General features: G+C 40.1%; 14 protein-coding genes and 2 tRNA genes. 3 read left to right on the forward strand and 13 right to left on the reverse strand.

What is annotated here, in order from left to right; translation table 11 throughout:
* Window positions 1–134: 134 nt before the first annotated feature.
* From pheT to QCD85_RS02620, 5 genes are all read right to left on the reverse strand, one after another.
* The gene (gene pheT / locus QCD85_RS02600; protein WP_301261551.1) at window positions 135–2,576 is read right to left on the reverse strand and encodes a phenylalanine--tRNA ligase subunit beta; all 2,442 of its coding nucleotides are present in this window, start codon (window positions 2,574–2,576) and stop codon (window positions 135–137) included.
* A 19-nt stretch (window positions 2,577–2,595) separates the two neighbouring features.
* Window positions 2,596–3,609 carry a phenylalanine--tRNA ligase subunit alpha gene (pheS, locus tag QCD85_RS02605; protein WP_204825672.1) on the reverse strand — a complete coding sequence of 338 codons (1,014 nt, stop codon included), beginning with the start codon at window positions 3,607–3,609 and terminating at the stop codon, window positions 2,596–2,598.
* A 483-nt stretch (window positions 3,610–4,092) separates the two neighbouring features.
* Window positions 4,093–6,102 carry a ribosomal protection-like ABC-F family protein gene (gene abc-f / locus QCD85_RS02610; RefSeq protein ID WP_301261552.1) on the reverse strand — a complete coding sequence of 670 codons (2,010 nt, stop codon included), beginning with the start codon at window positions 6,100–6,102 and terminating at the stop codon, window positions 4,093–4,095.
* 552 nt (window positions 6,103–6,654) lie between these two features.
* Window positions 6,655–6,725: transfer RNA gene (locus QCD85_RS02615), tRNA-Gly, on the reverse strand.
* A gap of 9 nt (window positions 6,726–6,734) precedes the next feature.
* Window positions 6,735–6,811: transfer RNA gene (locus tag QCD85_RS02620), tRNA-Pro, on the reverse strand.
* A 161-nt stretch (window positions 6,812–6,972) separates the two neighbouring features.
* On the opposite strand from QCD85_RS02620, the gene QCD85_RS02625 reads away from it, so the two are divergent.
* Both QCD85_RS02625 and QCD85_RS02630 read left to right on the forward strand, forming a co-directional pair.
* Window positions 6,973–7,296 carry a YbjQ family protein gene (locus tag QCD85_RS02625; protein WP_301261553.1) on the forward strand — a complete coding sequence of 108 codons (324 nt, stop codon included), beginning with the start codon at window positions 6,973–6,975 and terminating at the stop codon, window positions 7,294–7,296.
* An 11-nt stretch (window positions 7,297–7,307) separates the two neighbouring features.
* Window positions 7,308–7,553 (forward strand): hypothetical protein, encoded by a 246-nt coding sequence (locus QCD85_RS02630; protein ID WP_274170552.1) that lies wholly within the window; start codon window positions 7,308–7,310, stop codon window positions 7,551–7,553.
* A 99-nt stretch (window positions 7,554–7,652) separates the two neighbouring features.
* Here QCD85_RS02630 and QCD85_RS02635 read toward each other — a convergent pair whose 3' ends face one another.
* The 7 genes from QCD85_RS02635 to leuB form a co-directional block, all read right to left on the reverse strand.
* Window positions 7,653–8,624: an aldolase catalytic domain-containing protein gene (locus tag QCD85_RS02635; RefSeq protein WP_273615425.1), complete on the reverse strand. Its 972-nt coding sequence runs from the start codon at window positions 8,622–8,624 to the stop codon at window positions 7,653–7,655.
* 113 nt (window positions 8,625–8,737) lie between these two features.
* The gene (locus QCD85_RS02640; protein WP_301261554.1) at window positions 8,738–10,072 is read right to left on the reverse strand and encodes a hypothetical protein; all 1,335 of its coding nucleotides are present in this window, start codon (window positions 10,070–10,072) and stop codon (window positions 8,738–8,740) included.
* A complete protein-coding gene (locus QCD85_RS02645; RefSeq protein WP_301261555.1) occupies window positions 10,069–11,223 on the reverse strand; it encodes a DUF58 domain-containing protein in 1,155 nt (384 codons plus the stop codon). Before QCD85_RS02645 ends, QCD85_RS02640 begins: the two co-directional genes overlap by 4 nt.
* Complete coding sequence (locus tag QCD85_RS02650; RefSeq protein ID WP_301261556.1) at window positions 11,224–12,222, reverse strand: AAA family ATPase; 999 nt, start codon at window positions 12,220–12,222, stop codon at window positions 11,224–11,226.
* Between the two features lie 128 nt (window positions 12,223–12,350).
* A complete protein-coding gene (locus tag QCD85_RS02655) occupies window positions 12,351–12,755 on the reverse strand; it encodes a hypothetical protein (protein WP_137222228.1) in 405 nt (134 codons plus the stop codon).
* A gap of 182 nt (window positions 12,756–12,937) precedes the next feature.
* Entirely contained in the window at window positions 12,938–13,486 is a 549-nt protein-coding gene (locus QCD85_RS02660) for a peroxiredoxin (RefSeq protein WP_273615421.1), read from the reverse strand.
* A 264-nt stretch (window positions 13,487–13,750) separates the two neighbouring features.
* Window positions 13,751–14,845: a 3-isopropylmalate dehydrogenase gene (gene leuB / locus QCD85_RS02665; protein ID WP_273615420.1), complete on the reverse strand. Its 1,095-nt coding sequence runs from the start codon at window positions 14,843–14,845 to the stop codon at window positions 13,751–13,753.
* 378 nt (window positions 14,846–15,223) lie between these two features.
* On the opposite strand from leuB, the gene QCD85_RS02670 reads away from it, so the two are divergent.
* Window positions 15,224–16,204, forward strand: a complete 981-nt coding sequence (locus tag QCD85_RS02670) for an aldo/keto reductase (protein WP_204825093.1) — start codon at window positions 15,224–15,226, stop codon at window positions 16,202–16,204.
* A 213-nt stretch (window positions 16,205–16,417) separates the two neighbouring features.
* On the opposite strand, the gene QCD85_RS02675 is transcribed toward QCD85_RS02670, so the two are convergent.
* Window positions 16,418–17,497: a hypothetical protein gene (locus QCD85_RS02675; RefSeq protein WP_301261557.1), complete on the reverse strand. Its 1,080-nt coding sequence runs from the start codon at window positions 17,495–17,497 to the stop codon at window positions 16,418–16,420.
* Between the last annotated feature and the right edge of the window lie 200 nt (window positions 17,498–17,697).

A 17,697-nucleotide genomic window follows, 5' to 3' on the forward strand; every position in this document is an offset into this window, starting at 1 on the left:
GACAAAAAAGCCACATCGATTGTTATTCGATGCGACTCTTGTCAATTCCTGCTATCATCCCTAACAAACATGATTCTTTATTTCCGAGTCATTTGGATAGGGAATCTACGCAGTGTAAAGATTGGACAAAATGATTACTTACGCAGTTCTGCACCAAATTGTTCAGACAATACCGTTAAGACTTGATCATGCACAGTAGTTACTTCTTCGTCTGTTAACGTATGCTCTGCATGACGGTATACGATAGCTATCGCTACACTCTTCTTACCTTCGCCTACACGATCACCTGTGTATACGTCAAATACTTGTACGGTTTCTAACAATTCTTTCGCTGTCAGGCGAATAGAAGCTAACAATTCTCCTGCCGCTACATCTTCGTTGATCACAACAGCGATATCGCGTTGTACAGAAGGGTAACGTGGCAATTCGCTGTATACGATTTTCTCATCAGCTTCTTCATATAATGGAGCCAATTGAATCTCTGCTACATACGTATCTTCAAGATCTGACTCACGTTGAATATCAGGATGAATCTGTCCGATTACACCGATCCATTGTTGCTGACTGCCTACTTGCAAGTATACAGATGCAGAACGCCCTGGATGGAATCCTTGTGGTTGATCTGCTTTGTATGTGATCAACGATTGCAATCCTAGATATTGTAGCAAGCTTTCTAAAGCGCCTTTGAGATCGAAGAAATCGACACGTTCATTGCCTGTATTCCATTGCGCTTGTTGACGTCTGCCTGTAAGCAATAGTCCAAGTAAAGGAACCTCTGTTGGTTGACGAGTCAATTCTTGCTCAGAGCTGAAGAATGCACTACCGATTTCGAATAAAGCTAGATTTTCTTGTTTACGATTACGGTTAAATGAAGCTGTCTCTAACAATTGCGGAATCAATGTGCTACGTAACACACTACGATCTTCACTCATTGGCATCGCTAGTGCGACTTGTTGCTGTTCTCCACGCAATTGCGGGAACAGATCATTTTTCGCTGGATGGGTAAATGAATACGTAATTGCTTCTTGATATCCACCATGCGTTAGCAAATGACGAATCGTACGACGCAAGCGTTGAGATTTGGTTAATGCTCCTGGTGTTGTTGTACCTTCAATAGAAGTCGTAGGGATATTATCATATCCATATAGACGAGCCACTTCTTCAATCAAATCAACATCGCGTACGATATCACCACGACGAGTAGGAACACGAACTTCTAATAAATCTTGTGCTACATCACCGCAAGGGAATTGCAAACGAGCAAAAATCGTTTTGATTTCAAGTAAAGACAACTCTGTACCTAAATAACGATTTAATTTACTTAAAGACAATTGCAATGTTTTCTCTTCTGCGACTTGTACCACTTCTTCTACGATACCTTCATGAATTAATCCATGAGCATAACGAACGATCAATTCAGCCGCACGATTTAGCGCAGGCACCACAGCAGAAGGATCAACTTCTTTTTCAAAACGTTGACTTGCTTCTGAACGAAGCCCTAAGCGACGTGATGTTTTGCGAATCGTTCCACCATCGAACTTGGCAGATTCTAATAAAATGTTAACCGTAGATGCAGTGACTTCAGTGTCAGCACCACCCATAACGCCAGCAAGCCCTACAGGTTGTCCACCGCTTGTAATCAGCAACATACGATCGTCTAACTTACGTTCTTGATCGTCTAGTGTAGTAAGTACTTCACCTTCACGTGCCATACGTACTTCGATAGCACCTTGATTTAATTTGTCAGCATCATAAGCATGAAGTGGTTGTCCATATTCCAACATTACAAAGTTGGTAATATCTACAATATTACTGATCGGACGAATACCTGCTGCAATCAGGCGATTTTGTAACCATAATGGAGAAGTACCTACTGTAATCCCGCTAATATAACGAGCAGAAAAGTGACTACATTGCTCGGTTGCTTCAATATTCACTGAAATATGATCTGCTGCTGCATCTCCAGCTTCAACAAAATTAAGTTCAGGCAATGTCACATCACGACCTAGAATAGCACCAACTTCATAAGCCGCTCCTAACATACTCAAGCAATCTGAACGGTTTGGAGTCAGATCGAAATCTAAAATTGCATCGTCCAAGCCAAGCAATTGTACAATCGGTGTACCGATTTCTGTGTTCTCAGGTAACACCAAAATACCTTCTTGTTGATCTTTAGGTAACAATTTATCGTTAATGCCTAGTTCTTTCGCAGAACAGATCATTCCTTGAGATAATACGCCACGTAATTTGGCTTTTTTAATATCCATACCGCCTGGTAATTTGGCACCAACAAGTGCTACAGGAACTTTTTGTCCGGCATCGATATTTTTAGCACCACATACGATCTGTAAGTCTTCACCTTGTCCAGCATCAATCACACATACATTTAACTTGTCTGCATCAGGATGCTTTTCTTTGCTTTTCACATAACCAACAACAACATTGGTAATCCCTTGATTACGATATTCGACGCTGTCAATTTCGATTCCTGAACGTGTAATGCGCTCAGCTAGTTCTTCTGGAGTGACTTGATCCAAAGAAACATATTGAGACAGCCATTGTGTAGATACTTTCACTGCTATTCACTCCTTTATATTAGATACGTGAGAATTGTTTGAGGAAACGCATATCATTGCTGTAGAAATGACGAATATCATCAATACCGTATTTCAAAATCGCTATCCGTTCTACGCCGATACCGAATGCGAATCCACTATATACTTCAGGGTCAAAACCGCCCATTTCTAACACTTTAGGATGAACCATACCGCAACCTAATACTTCGATCCAGATACGCTCACCGTTCTTTTTCACAAACGTAACGTCTACTTCTACGCTAGGCTCTGTGAAAGGGAAAAAGCTTGGACGCAAACGAATCTCTGTCGATTCACCGAACATTTCACGTGCAAATTGAAGCAATGTTCCTTTCAAATCACTCATACGAATACCTTTATCAATTACCAAACCTTCGATTTGGAAAAATTGGAAAGAGTGAGTCGCATCGTCATCATCACGACGGTATACAGCACCCGGACAAATAACTTTCAAAGGAGCTTTTCCTTTTGCTGCTTCCATCGCACGAATCTGTACAGGAGAAGTATGCGTACGCATTAATAAATCTTCTGTGAGGTAGAACGAATCTTGCATATCACGAGCAGGGTGATTTTTAGGCAAATTCAATGCTTCAAAGTTATAATGATCACTTTCAGCTTGAGGGCCTTCTGCTACGCTGTATCCCATACCTAAGAAAATATCTTCCATTTGTTCGATAACTTTGTTGATCGGATGAATACCACCTTGTGGCAATCCACGACCTGGCAAGGTTACATCGATTTTTTCAGCTGCTAGACGTTCATTCGTTTCAGCACGTACAAATTCTTCTTGCTTGCGATTAATAACTTCTTCAATCGCTTCACGTACTTCATTGGCAACTTGACCAACAACCGGACGTTCTTCAGCACTAAGCTTACCCATACCACGCAATACTTCAGTTAAAGCTCCTTTTTTACCAGAGTATTTAACACGTAGATCAGCTAGCTCTTTCGGTGTGGCTACTTTTTCTAATACTTCCAGTGCTTCTGATTTCAAAGCAAGCAAATGTTCTTGCATTTGGACGATTTCGCTCATCGTTGTTAAGCCCCTTTCTTCCTATCCCGCAGTGTGTGAACTTTCTCAAAACAACAAAAAAAGGCCTTCTCTCCCCTTAAGGGACGAAAAGACCGTGGTACCACCCTTGTTAGAAATTTATAATCTGTATCTCAACATAGAGTCTCCTCTATATCAATCACATGTAGATTATAAGCTTCTCGCTCGAAACGACGATAACGGATCGTTACACCGGCTATTCCTAATCTACAAATCAGCATACTAACGCCACTAACTTATATTTCAGAACGCTGCTCCAGAGTGAACTTCAACAGCCTGCTTCTGTAAAAATGCTCTCAATCTAATGGCATTTTCTCCCTGTACGACAGTACTGTTTACTCTTCTCTTTCGTTGCAGATGTCATAGTGAAAATAGATACTCACTATTTTACAAACAACCAGCCTTCCCGTCAACGATTGTTATGCAAAAAAGAATATTCTATTTGATTTACGAATGAGACGAGTATGATGCTAACTCTTTGCGTAACGATTGAATTTCTTGCCAGACAGGATCATTAGCTGGCTGCTCTAGATTTAAATCTTCAATAGATTGTGTCCATTTGGAAAGTTGTTCATGGGATCGAGAAGACGACTGAGATTGCTTCTGATCTGCAAGCCCGGCTAACAATTGAGATAGACGCAATTCTAGCATCATACGTTGTTGATAACCTTCTACTCCACCTGCCATAGCTTCTTGTTGCTGATGTGCTTTGGCTGCTTCATATTCTTCTACAGTTCCTTCAAACCATTGATAATGATGATTATGTTCTAACTGTAACAATCGAGTCGCTAATCGCCGCACTAACATCCGATCATGAGAGACCAAAATAATCGTTCCTGAGTATTGTTGTAACGCTGACTCGATCACTTCTTGTGCAGCGATATCTAGATAGTTGGTCGGTTCATCGAGAATCAACACATTTGCGCCGCCAAAATATAATTGTATTAATGCGACCCTACACTGCTCTCCCATACTTAGATGTCCAATCTGCTTATACACTTCTTCGCCACGGAACAAAAAACAACCTAAGATCGTTTGCGCTTCGGTGCGTGTCATCGAAGGCAATACAAGCAGACTATCCAGTAAGGTCATTTCTAACGGCAATCCTTCGAGTTCCTGTGAAAAGTAGCCTATATTCAGTGCTGGATGATGCCATAATTCACCACTGGATGGTTGGAGCTGTCCGAGTAATAGCTTGATCAGTGTGGTTTTACCTGACCCATTTGGCCCTGTAATCGCAATACGATCGCCACGTTGTACATTCATATCAAGATGTTGAATCAAGGCTTTATCTTCATGCTCTGTATTCTGATGTTGTTGTTCTATTTGTTCTGGATCAGCATCATACGCAAAACTTACATCATCTAACCGAATTAAGGTATGCCCTTTAAACTCACTTGCTTCTAGTTCAAAGTTCATTTTGTCAGTATCACGTGGTTTTTGAACGCTCTCTGAATCTAATCTCTCCAGTGCTTTTTCTTTGGCATGATAGCGTGAAATATTTTTGTTCGCTTTATCTCTATAAAAGCTTTTAGTAATTTTCACTTCATTTTGCTTACCAGCTGCCCGATGCGCTTGTTCGAACCATTGCTGATAATTGCGAATCGATTCTTCTAAAGCTTTGCGCTGTTGTTCTTGCTTTTTGTAAAGCGATTCTTGCGCTCGTAATTCACGCTGTTTGTGTTCTCGATAATCGCGATATCCACCTTTATACTTGGTCATTCCTGTCTGTGTCAATTCACATACAGACGTCGCCATCCGATCTACAAATTCACGATCATGTGAGACAAATAACAAAGTACCTGTGTATTGTTGCAATCGCTTTTCCAACCATTCCATAGTCTCTGTATCGAGATGATTGGTAGGTTCATCTAAGATCAGTAATTGCGTCTCACGCGTTAAGACAGATGCTAGACGGACTCTTGTTTTCTGACCTCCGCTTAACTGCGTATAGGGTACATTCCATAACTCAGATATAATCCCTATGGTAGTCAATTGCTTTTCCACTTCAATTTCCCATAGGAATCCATCATGCTTCTCATAGTGTTCTAACGTACTGCCATACTTTTCCAAAACCGCGTTGTAATGATCACTTTGTTGTTCCACTGAAATACTCTGGAGCTGTTGCTCTAATTCATCTAATTGTTGGCGTAAGTTCCACAATTCTGGCTTACCTTGTCTCGCTATTTCTAATGTTGTCCAGCCTTGATGAATATGCTCCATATCATCTTGCTGTCTCATCCAATCCCACTGTGCCAATGGTAAAAAGCGTTCGATTTTGCCTTCTGTAGATTCAGTATCATTCATTAGCAGTTGAATTAGTGTACTTTTCCCACTTCCATTCTCACCGATCAAGGCGAGACGTTCTCCTGCTTCTATTTGTAGATTCACTTGTTCGAAAATTCGTTGACCGTTCCAGTCTTTTGCTAGATTGCTTACTTTTACGATGGTTGTCATTGAACATCATCCTCTCTGAAATCATAAAAAAACCGCCAGAGCAGATGCTCTCGCGGTGATTAATGCTAACGTCAGATCGTTCATTATCCATATGTAAAATAAGCAAAAGGATATAAGTATACAGTGCTTCTACTTTACGATTGGTCGTGTCTATTTGTCGCCTAAGACATCATTAATCACAAAAGTAAAACCATTTTCTTCATCCTGAACTGTTATGATCACAGTTTCCTATTGCTATCCATGGACATACGTCTCCCGTTTGCATCAGCCGCTTGAGCTGTCTGCCTGCTTCATCATGTGCAGTTCGTAGGGAAATTCGTATGTTTACTTCATTGGACAATAGGACCCTCTCATTTCTTCAGAATGGTCAGCTTGAAAAGCATAACGTATATAATTACCGCTGACAACGACAGTATAACAGAGCTTTCACAAAAAACCAAATCTTATTGTGCTAATCATACTCATTTATATTCGTATACAGGCATTACAAAAAGATAAATACAACAAAAAAAGCCTTTGCTTTCGCAAAGACTTTCTCTTGGTATTTCAGTAAGCGGGTGATGGGAATCGAACCCACGCTATCAGCTTGGAAGGCTGAAGTTCTACCATTGAACTACACCCGCATAAATGGATGGTCGGGATGACACGATTTGAACATGCGACCCCCTGGTCCCAAACCAGGTGCTCTACCAAGCTGAGCTACATCCCGAGGTCACGTTTGGAAAGTCATTAGGCTTTCTTAACGACAAGATATAATATATCATATTCATTTTTATCTTGCAACTTCTTTTATTTATGTATCATTTTGAATAGCTTTACGTATATAAAAAGTATAATATACGCTTTATCAATCAGACAGGAGTGATACAAATGATTATCGTAACGACTGAACATATTCCAGGTTATCGAGTAACTAATGTGCTAGGCTCAACTTTTGGTGTCGTTGTACGTGCACGCGGAATAGGTGGCGATATTATGGCTTCTTTTAAAGGATTAGTCGGTGGTGAAGTCAAGCAGTATACTCAAATGATCGAAGATGGTCGCCGTCAGGCTTTAGATCGAATGGTTGAAAGTGCACATACAATGGGTGGTAATGCAGTAGTAATGATGCGATTTGATAGCGGAGATATCGGTAATAGCATGAGCGAAATTGTTGCTTATGGTACAGTCGTTACCATTGAACCGATCACATGAGTTTTTTTAATATGGGTGCTATCTATTTCGTATTACAAATCGCTGGTTTTCTAGCTTTACTTTTAATAAGCTGGTACTTTTTTGATAAGCGATACAAAGGAAAACAACGATCTTCTCAACAACAAAATGATATTCTCAAGCATTCCTATCCTACCCCTGAGGTCTTTGTCGATCCTGCGGATGGCAAAACATATCGAGTCTACTATCATGAACAGACAGGTACACGTTCGTATGTGGAAGAGTATTCTCAATCTTAAAATGATCTTTACTTAGAACACGATAAACTAAAAGAGCAACCTTCCTTAATGACTGGAAGTTGCTCTTTTGGTTTATTTAGTATGCTTTTTTAGCTAATTCTACTTATTTCCTTTAGAAGAATCGAAGCTCACTTCTGGAGTCGTCAACTTATCGTAGAACTCAACCGAATTATCTTTGTCGTCTGAAGCACGAAGTGCCATCGCAGAACGTGGATGCTCATCCAATGATCCTGTGATCATATAAGGAATGATATAACCCCACTCTTCTTTTTCACGCAAAGCAATCATATGCTTGTCGATCATCTCTAAGACTGGACGCAATGTGTACTTGGTATTTTTTAAATGAGTCACTAGCAATTCAGTCGGACAGTTACCTGCCGCGCGACCCATACCGTATACAGAAGCATCTAATAATTCGACACCATGCTCTGCTGCTACAAGCGTATTCGAGAATGCCATTTGCATATTGTTATGGGTATGTACACCCAGACGTTTGTTAGGCAAGTTAGTTTTGAATTTATCAACCAAGTAAATCATGTCTTTATAATCTAGACTACCATAGCTATCTACGATATAGACAACATCAACAACACTATCGTTGATCAATTCAAAAGCTTCTAGTAGTTCATTTTCCATTACGTTAGACAATGCCATAATATTGATCGTTGTCTCATATCCACGATCATGGAACGTTTGTACCAATTGAAGCGCTTTGTCTACATCTTTGATATAACAAGCTACACGAATCAGGTCTAACATACTTTCTTCACGTGGCAAAATATCTTCTTCCGCAACACGACCGATATCTACAAGCGCAGACAACTTAGTTGTTCCTTTTTGAGGAATAACTGTACGCAAGAAATCGTCATCTAGAAAGCGCCAAGGACCTGCTGCTTCTGCACCTTTAAGTAATTTTGGAGAGTTTTTGTAACCGATCTCCATGTATTCTATACCTGCTTCGTTCAAACTTTTATACAAATCTTGTACAAATTCTACGCTGAAATCCCAGTTATTCACCAGACCTCCATCACGAATCGTACAGTCTACAATTTTGCTTGGATTAAGTTTCATTGTTAATCTCCTTTCAGCCGTTTCATTCTCTCCATGATACTGTAAGCATCCTTTAAAAGTAAAGAATTTTCTAACACGCTTTAAAGCTTCACATGAATAAATTCATGAAATATTCAATCTTTTTTCTCCCAACCTTTCAGTTCTTCAGCATCCACAGACTTGGCACCATACCGAATCTGATTGTACCAGTGTATCAATATCGAGATACGTTGTTCCGAATAGGTTGACGATTCTTTTTGATTTAAATCAATCATTTTGCGTCCAAGTATATTCGGTGTATCGCCCTTATGCTGATCCAGACCACGCTTTATTCCTCGCCGAATTAATCGTTCATAATGATAACGCACACGTTCAGCAGGATCATCCGGCACTTTCTTTTTAAAATTCATTCCTATAGATACAGATGTGGGACGAATCTTTTCGGTTTGATCAATATATCCCGAAGATGGCTCTTGTACAGGTACTACAATATCACTTTCGATCCCTAGAATACGTAATAACCAGCGCCAGAGTGGTGGACCATATTTGCGAAGTAGACGGTATAGAAACAGCCCTACACCTATTACAAAAGCAGCTAGAGCAGCAATCATAATGATCTGAGCGATTCGCTCAATCCACTCCGGATTCAAAATAGAAGGGCTTTGCTCTGGTAAATCCATTGGTGGTAGCAATGGGGGCGGTGTCATCGGTTCAATCATTTGATTAGGCATGGTAGGTTCATTATTTTGGAAAAGAGACAGTATCTTCTGCCATAACCAGCTCAATATCATCGACAATTGTGTACTACCACCAATAATCGCAATCAATCCAATCAGAATCCATGTCCAACGCCGACTCCGACGAATAACCAATTGAAGAGCAGCTAGAGGAAATCCATCTTCCCAGACAGAATAGCTTATCTGACGGGAACCACACCGCATAAGAATCGCAAATAAATGAATCATACCTGCTACATAAATCGAAAAATGAGTAGATGACAGATCACCTTCTGAACCTGTAATCACATAGAAAATCCATGCTACAATCAGCAAAACCAATTGCAATGTTAACGGAAACAGTTGATCCCAATCACCCATTACTAGCATATTACCGCGAAATAATCCAACAATTAACATACATATACTGGCTATCCAGATCGATGATAAGCCCACCTGTTGTACCATTGTCCAAAGTATAATAGATCCTACAACTATCCATACTATAGACCAACTGATGATTTTCCATTTTCCAGAAGAAGGTCTACTGGCGATGCGTAATGTAATTCCCAGACCACCTGCACATAATAGCCACAATGCCCATAGTACAGGCTGATTTGTATGAAATAGATACGCATCTAACAGAACTATAATCGGATAACAGGCAGCGACCTCTGCCAGCATATAGGCAAGCGGTTGCCAGTGACTAGAGATTGAATAGCTTGTTATCGTTGAACGACTTTTGGTTGTCATACGCTCACCTTCTTACGAGGTTGGTGATCTTGCATAGTGTGATAGTGGTTAGATTTCTTCAACTGCTCTATACCAGGCACATGCAAAATGCTCACAGTAGAGCCAGACTGTTCTAATGTCATGATAGCTTGCTTGATCGGTTCCGATACATGTGGAGTAACGATCAAAATATCCATGTTATTACTCTGTCCATGTTGCGGAACAAAAGATTGTAAAAATTCATGAAAAGGCAATCTACTTTTTAATTGTACTTCTGCCATACATTGTAGTAATGCTGATAATTGTTCACTTCCATAAGCAGGTAAAATGCGCGCATCTTGTTCATTTTCTGTTGCAATAATCGCATTATGTCCAAAACCTGCTTTCATCCCTTTACCGATTAGATCTGCTGCGATTGTTGCACAATAACTAAGACCACACTCTGCTACTATCGGCTCGGTGACCACTCTCCACATCTGTTCACTAATTTCAATATTCAGAAGAATCATTACGTCTGGATCAGCGCTATATCCCTGACGATACACTTGTAATTGACCTGTACGTGCTGTCGCTTTCCAGTGAATCTGATTCATTGGATCACCCGAGCCATATTCTCGCACTCCTGTAATCAAAAAAGGATCTTCATTCGTCCAGCGTCTAACTTCTACTTCACCTTGCCAGCTTCGATACGCTTCTGGCATCTCATCTATCGCTGTATACGCAGGATAGACAGTCATTGTAGATTCAATCCGAAGCGGACGATTCGCACGTGCCAATCCAAATACATCCCCTGCACTCATCAAAGCGCTATCCATATGGAAAACACCACGTTGTCGACAAGTAATCTGGTGCCTGCGTGTAATACGTGTAAGCGCAGACAAACTAAATAGACTGGTGTGATTCTGATACAGTGTGCCTTCGCTGATCGCTGTCTCTGCTTGATGACCGAATTGAAAGCCTGCTGGTAAAATAGACTCTAATCGTAGCCAGGGTACAGGAATACGGCGCTTATTTTGAATAATCTCGATCATTTCAATATCTTCGCCAACATGACAGTAAGTTCGGGACAATTTGCGCTCATAATCGATCTGTCGAAGAGATCGTCTGCCTAACACTAGAGCTTGAAGTAAAACAACGACTCCAGCAATCAGAAGTAGCCAGAAAAACTCCATTTACTTCACTCTACTTTCCAGATTGGCTTCAGTAGGAACCTGTTCAGTATCGAGGATAGATTGGATCAATAGATGAGCTTTATGTTTATCATTGTGATGTCGATTTTTAAATACCAACCGATGGGCTAGCACCGGAGATGCCATCGTCTGAATATCATCGGGTAATACATAATCTCTCCCTTGAATAGCTGCATACGCTTGAGCAGCTCGTAGTAAGGCTTGTGTGGCTCGCGGGCTTGCACCTAGAGCAATCTCTTCATGTTCGCGTGTAGCTTCTGCAAGACGAACAATATAGCCTAATAGATCCTCATGAATGGTAACTACCTGGCATAGCTGTCTTGCTTCAATAATTTGTTCACGAGTTACTTGTTCAAACGCAGAACTTGAATTAGAATCTGTAGTTGTTTCTTTACTTGCTTGTGAAGGTAACGATGTTCTACGCAGAATCTCAATTCCTTCTTCTGCGGAAGGATAACCCATCGACATTTTTAACATAAATCGATCCATCTGAGCTTCCGGTAATGGAAAAGTTCCCTGATTATCTACAGGATTTTGCGTAGCGATCACCATAAATGGATTATCTAATTTCATCGTCTCTCCATCTACACTAATCTGCTGTTCTTCCATACATTCCAGCAGACTGGATTGAGTACGTGGTGTTGCACGATTGATCTCATCTGCAAGTACGATATTAGCAAATAAAGGCCCTGCTCGAAATGTGAATTCGCTTTCTTTTTGATTGAAAAAATGGATTCCTGTAAGGTCAGAAGGTAATAAATCCGGTGTGAATTGGATGCGCTGAAAATGACAACTCATCGCTGCTGCTAACGTTTTGGCAAGCATCGTTTTACCCGTACCGGGTACATCTTCCATCAATACATGTCCAGAAGCAAATAAAGCCGTTAGTAGTAATTGAATCTCATGATCTTTACCTACGATAACTTGTCCTACTTGTTGCTGAAGGCGATCAGCTAGTGTCTTAACGGTATATGTATCCATTATTTAGATCTTCCTTTCTGTACCTATCTAGTTTTATCATACAGTGATTTGGATGAAATGCAAAAAAGGAGAAGCATAATATAGAGCTTCTCCTTTTTTATATATTCAATTGTTCGTAATGTATAAGCTTACTTGTGTTGAAGACGAGAGCGACGTAGACTCATAACAGCAAGGCGTCTTTTCAGATCACGTTCCCATTTCTCATCATTGATTTTTTTGGCTACAGCGAGCAGGTCTAGACCCATATCAATCTGACTTTGCACCATGGTCATTGGATCATCTTCTTCCATATTCACGCAATTCTCGAACATGGTTGCTTCATCTTCCATCACATAATCCTGAAAATCAATCTCAGGTGTGCCATCGCCATGCGCATACTCAGCCAAAATCTCATACTCACTTTCTACTTTGTAGTGAACTTCAACCCGTTCACATACAGGACATACGAGTAGGGGAACATTATGAACCTGGGTTCGAAAATGTTTTAAAGTCCCTTTCGTACCTATCATACTGCCGCCACAGCAAAAGCTCATGTTGCTCACCCTCCATACATTATTCTATGATTTTCAACCTTACCCCAATATCATCAAAATAATTGATTGTGAATGATTATTAACCAGCTTGTGTCCATTCTACACTTTTTTGGGAGAAGACAAAACCCCCCCATTCGTAGAATATACGAATGAAGGGGCAAAATAGATTACTTTTTCTTATATTAAGAAGTAACTAATGTTTTTTGTCCTGGTTTCCAGTTCATTGGGCACAATCCACCAGATTGTAGAGCTTGCAATACGCGAAGAGTTTCTTCTACGCTACGACCTACATCGTTGTGGTTAACTACTTCATATTTCAATTCGCCTTCTGGATCGATGATGAATAGACCGCGAAGAGCTACGCCTTCTTCTTCGATCAATACGCCATAATCAGAAGCAACTTTTTTCGTAATATCGGAAGCCAATGGGAAGTTCAATTGACCTAGACCATTGTTTTCTGGAGCAGTGTTAATCCAAGCTTTGTGACTGTGAATAGAGTCAGTACTTACACCAACAATTTCAGTATCCAATGCTTTGAATTCTTCAGCTGCATCACTAAGTGCAGTAATTTCTGTAGGGCATACAAAAGTGAAATCTAGTGGATAGAAGAAAAATACCAACCATTTACCTTTGTAATCGGACAATTGAACGCGTCCAAAATCTTTACCATCACCAGAAACGGTCTCCATGTTAAAATCTGGTGCTTGTTTACCTACCAAACGATCTGCCATAATCCAGTATTCCTCCTTTTATATAAGAAAAGTCAATAAACACTTTTCTTTCCTATCTGTATGATAACTCTAAACGCTATGACAAGAATGTTATCATCGACCCAAATCAAAGTCAAGATTAGAAGAGATACTTTATTATAATAATTCTAAATAAGGATTTTTCAGTACAATTTAATGTCTGCTGGCTCTAGCAAAGAGAGCTAATGTCACATTTTGATCACATATACAAACGATAAACGATCTCCAAAATGTAAAATGAATTGATTATGCTTTTTGCATCGCTGCTACGATCAAATCACCCATTTGTGAAGTCGATAATGCCTGACTCTTATCTACAGCAATATCAGCTGTACGGTGACCTTCATCTAATACTTTAGCAACAGCGGCTTCAATCGCATCGGCTGCGTCTGCATAATTGAATGTCAGACGGAACATTAACGCTACCGACAAAATAGTTGCTATTGGATTCGCCAATCCTTGTCCTGCAATATCAGGAGCTGAACCGTGTACTGGCTCATACAATCCGAAGCTTCCTGCATCGGTACTGTCTCCCATAGAAGCAGATGCTAACATTCCGATCGATCCTGTTAACATCGCTGCTTCATCACTCAAAATATCACCAAACATATTTTCAGTAACGATCACATCAAAGCTAGATGGACGACGAAGCAATTGCATCGCACAGTTATCCACCAATACATGCTCTAGTTCTACATCTGGATAATCAGGAGCGATCCGATTTACCGTTTCACGCCATAGACGAGACGTTTCCAGTACATTCGCTTTATCTACAGAAGCTAATTTTTTACGACGCTTTTGAGCAATTTCAAAAGCTTGACGAGTGATGCGCTCGATCTCAGTCACATTGTATACACAAGTGTCTACCGCTTCTTCTCCATGTTCACCTTGTCTTCTTAATTTCTCACCGAAATAAATACCGCCTGTTAATTCACGTACTACCATTAAGTCTGTACCTTCTAATACTTCTGGTTTCAGTGTAGATGCTTCTTTCAAACAATCAAATACAACCGCTGGACGCAAGTTAGAAAATAGCCCTAATGCTTTGCGAATCCCAAGTAGACCTGTTTCTGGACGTAATTCTTTAGAGTTGTTATCCCATTTCGGGCCACCTACAGCTCCAAGTAATACAGCATCTGCGCTTTTACAGACATCTAACGTTTCTTGAGGAAGCGGGGTTCCTTTTTCGTCTATAGCAATTCCGCCAAATAGCGCATGTTCCGTTTCAAAAGAATAACCGTATAATTCTTCTGCTTTTTTCAATACTTTTTCAGCTTCTGCTACAACTTCTGGTCCGATACCGTCACCGGCAATTACTGCAATTTTTTTTACGTCTGTCATATTAGAAGTCTCCTTTTATGTTAAGTTCGTTCGTTTCACCTATACACAGTTTTATCATACATGTCAGGTCTTAGCCAAGATATACAAACTATGACCTTCATAGGCAAATCCTATAAGCTTCTTTTCATAGATAAGATTGAGCAATTATAATTGTACTTTGTATAGATAGAAATGGTTTTTTATTTAAAATAATATGTTATTTATAAGCTATGATTTTCCTCGTTCCCACTTCCGTATTCTTATATGTTATAGCAACATAGGAGTTTGTACCAAATTATGGATAAAGAAATTTGCTGTTCACAGGTACAAGGTCTAAAATAGTTACGGAGTGCTGTTCAACACGACATTCAATATTTTAAAAACAGAGGAGTGCATATTATGGATTATTCATATCTTGGTAAGTCAGGGTTAAAGGTCAGCCGTATTTGTCTGGGCACCATGAATTTTGGACCTGTTACAGATGAGAAAGAATCATTCCGAATTATGGACGCTGCTCTTGATGCAGGCATCAACTTTTTTGATACTGCGAATGTATACGGATTTAAAGTAGGTGTTGGAACAACTGAAGAGATTATCGGACGTTGGTTCAAACAAGGTGGTAACCGTCGTGAAAAAGTAGTGCTCGCAACCAAAGTATATGGAACGATGCATAAAGATTTGGATGGCCCAAATAGCGATGGTGGATTATCTGCTTACAAAATTCGTCGTCACCTTGAAGGTTCTCTCAAACGCTTACAAACAGATCATGTGGAATTGTATCAAATGCATCATATCGATACGAATGTAAGTTGGGATGAATTATGGGGTGCATTTGAAGTCGCTGTTCAACAAGGTAAAATCGGTTATGTCGGTTCAAGTAACTTTGCTGCATGGCATATCGCTATCGCTCAAAAAGCGGCTGAAAACCGTAATTTCTTAGGTTTAATTTCAGAACAGCACAAATATAGCTTATTGTGTCGTCAACCTGAATTGGAAGTTCTTCCGGCTGCTCATGCGCTTGGATTGGGTGTTATTCCGTGGAGTCCGCTTGATGGTGGATTGCTTGGACGTAATGCACTCAAAAAAATCGAAGGTTCACGCAGTGGTGGCGATGCCAATCGAGTAGATCAACATAAAGAACAGCTAGAACAATATGCTGAATTGTGTAATGAACTCGGTGAACCTCAAGATGTGGTTGCTCTGGCATGGGTACTTGCTAATCCAGCTGTTACTGCTCCAATTATTGGACCACGTACAGCAGAACAATTTGAAAGCTCTTTACGTATTATCGATGTGAAGCTAGATGAAGCTACAATGACTCGTCTAGATGAAATATTCCCAGGTCCAGGTGGAGCCGCTCCTAAAGCTTACGCTTGGTAAACGATACGCTATCTTCTATAAGTATTTTATTTTTTATACATGAATAACCATTAGAAAAAGCTCTTCTACTTGTCTGCAAAGACAAAAGAAGAGCTTTTTTATTGTTGCTAGCTACTTGCTAGATTGTGGCTAATTATTTGCTGTAGTATTGCTAGTTTATTGCTATCTAGTCATTTGCTAGTATCACTTTACTATTTTTTAACGCTCATATAATTAAAGAGTTTCTACCAGAATACCTAACGGTGTAGAAGAAGCACCTGCAATCATCAAAGCAAACGTATATTTACTATTTCCCGGTGGCGCATTAAGTGTATAGACAGGACATGCTTGTGTGTTGGTACCCATTAATGGAACACCATACGTCTGTCCATCTTTGCGAACAGCTCCACCATAACTACCACCACGTGGATTCAGTGAAATTTTGATTGTACGTGTCTGTGAAGATGGGTTATTAACCGGAACAGTAACATTGTAGACGGCTCCAAATTGAGCACGATTATCTAGAGAACTTGGTAGTTCACTATTGGCTGCTGTAAATAATTGATCGGCTGGTAATGAGCCATCTTTTTTCATTTTTGCAGCTGTTGGATAAATGACACGAGCTGATCCTACCGTATAGACAGGAGTGCTTGCATTGGTCTCAGAAAAATTCCAACTACCACGTGGATGAGCCTGTGGTGCAGGTGGCAACGGCGCTGATTTGATCAAAGTAAGATCATATGCAGTATCACGCGAAGCAACAGTACGCACTTCATAACTGATCTGTCCGCTATCTGTACTTTCTACTGTAAAGTCATACATAAATCCAAGCAATTTACCCGGCGGTACAATAAAGCTCTCGATCAAGCCAGATTGTAACTGTTTGATCAATGGATTCTCAGCGGTACGTTGATCAGCTGTTCCTCCTAATGTAGCTCTGGAAATACAAGTACCAATATCGTTAATCCAGTTCACATCATCTCCACCGACCCGGTATTCACGAGTAACCGATGTAATGCGAAGAGCACCATGATTAGCTTTATTTTCAAGTGTAATTCCGACTTTCACCGGATCTTTAAGCACGTTATAATGCCATGCAAAAATGCGGTGTTGTACCGTTTTGTTATTAGTCTGCACTACATCATGCCATAATGTACCATGACGTACAGGAAAATTCGCTTCATTCAACGTTTCTGGATTATCACTTACCATTAAGCGCCGGGTACCGCCTTTGGTAGCTAAAGCGATATCGTACTGAACAATTCCGGTAGTGTCTACTACTTCGATAGGTAAGTCTTTACCTTGACAGGTCATACTGTATTCCTCCTCTAATTTGATATTATTTTGATCTAGACGACAGACTACACTTCTACTTCTACTTCTACTTCTACTTCTACTTCTACTAAATAAAATAAATAACCACACTGTCATTTACAACAGTGTGGTTAAAAGGTCTTACATTATATAAAGTAAAAAATCACGAGGTATTTACAACCTACATTATTATTTTTTTG

The organism is Paenibacillus sp. PsM32, assembly GCF_030433815.1.
In the GTDB taxonomy this organism is placed as follows: domain Bacteria; phylum Bacillota; class Bacilli; order Paenibacillales; family Paenibacillaceae; genus Saccharibacillus; species Saccharibacillus kyungheensis.

Coding starts and splice junctions, on each gene's coding strand:
- QCD85_RS02640 (WP_301261554.1), bottom strand. CDS start 10,072: ATGACAACCAAAAGTCGTTCAACGATAACAAGCTATTCAATCTCTAGT.
- QCD85_RS02675 (WP_301261557.1), bottom strand. CDS start 17,497: ATGACCTGTCAAGGTAAAGACTTACCTATCGAAGTAGTAGACACTACC.
- pheS (WP_204825672.1), bottom strand. CDS start 3,609: ATGCAAGAACATTTGCTTGCTTTGAAATCAGAAGCACTGGAAGTATTA.
- leuB (WP_273615420.1), bottom strand. CDS start 14,845: ATGACAGACGTAAAAAAAATTGCAGTAATTGCCGGTGACGGTATCGGA.
- QCD85_RS02625 (WP_301261553.1), top strand. CDS start 6,973: ATGATTATCGTAACGACTGAACATATTCCAGGTTATCGAGTAACTAAT.
- QCD85_RS02630 (WP_274170552.1), top strand. CDS start 7,308: ATGGGTGCTATCTATTTCGTATTACAAATCGCTGGTTTTCTAGCTTTA.
- QCD85_RS02670 (WP_204825093.1), top strand. CDS start 15,224: ATGGATTATTCATATCTTGGTAAGTCAGGGTTAAAGGTCAGCCGTATT.
- abc-f (WP_301261552.1), bottom strand. CDS start 6,102: ATGACAACCATCGTAAAAGTAAGCAATCTAGCAAAAGACTGGAACGGT.
- QCD85_RS02650 (WP_301261556.1), bottom strand. CDS start 12,222: ATGGATACATATACCGTTAAGACACTAGCTGATCGCCTTCAGCAACAA.
- QCD85_RS02655 (WP_137222228.1), bottom strand. CDS start 12,755: ATGAGCTTTTGCTGTGGCGGCAGTATGATAGGTACGAAAGGGACTTTA.
- QCD85_RS02635 (WP_273615425.1), bottom strand. CDS start 8,624: ATGAAACTTAATCCAAGCAAAATTGTAGACTGTACGATTCGTGATGGA.
- QCD85_RS02645 (WP_301261555.1), bottom strand. CDS start 11,223: ATGGAGTTTTTCTGGCTACTTCTGATTGCTGGAGTCGTTGTTTTACTT.
- QCD85_RS02660 (WP_273615421.1), bottom strand. CDS start 13,486: ATGGCAGATCGTTTGGTAGGTAAACAAGCACCAGATTTTAACATGGAG.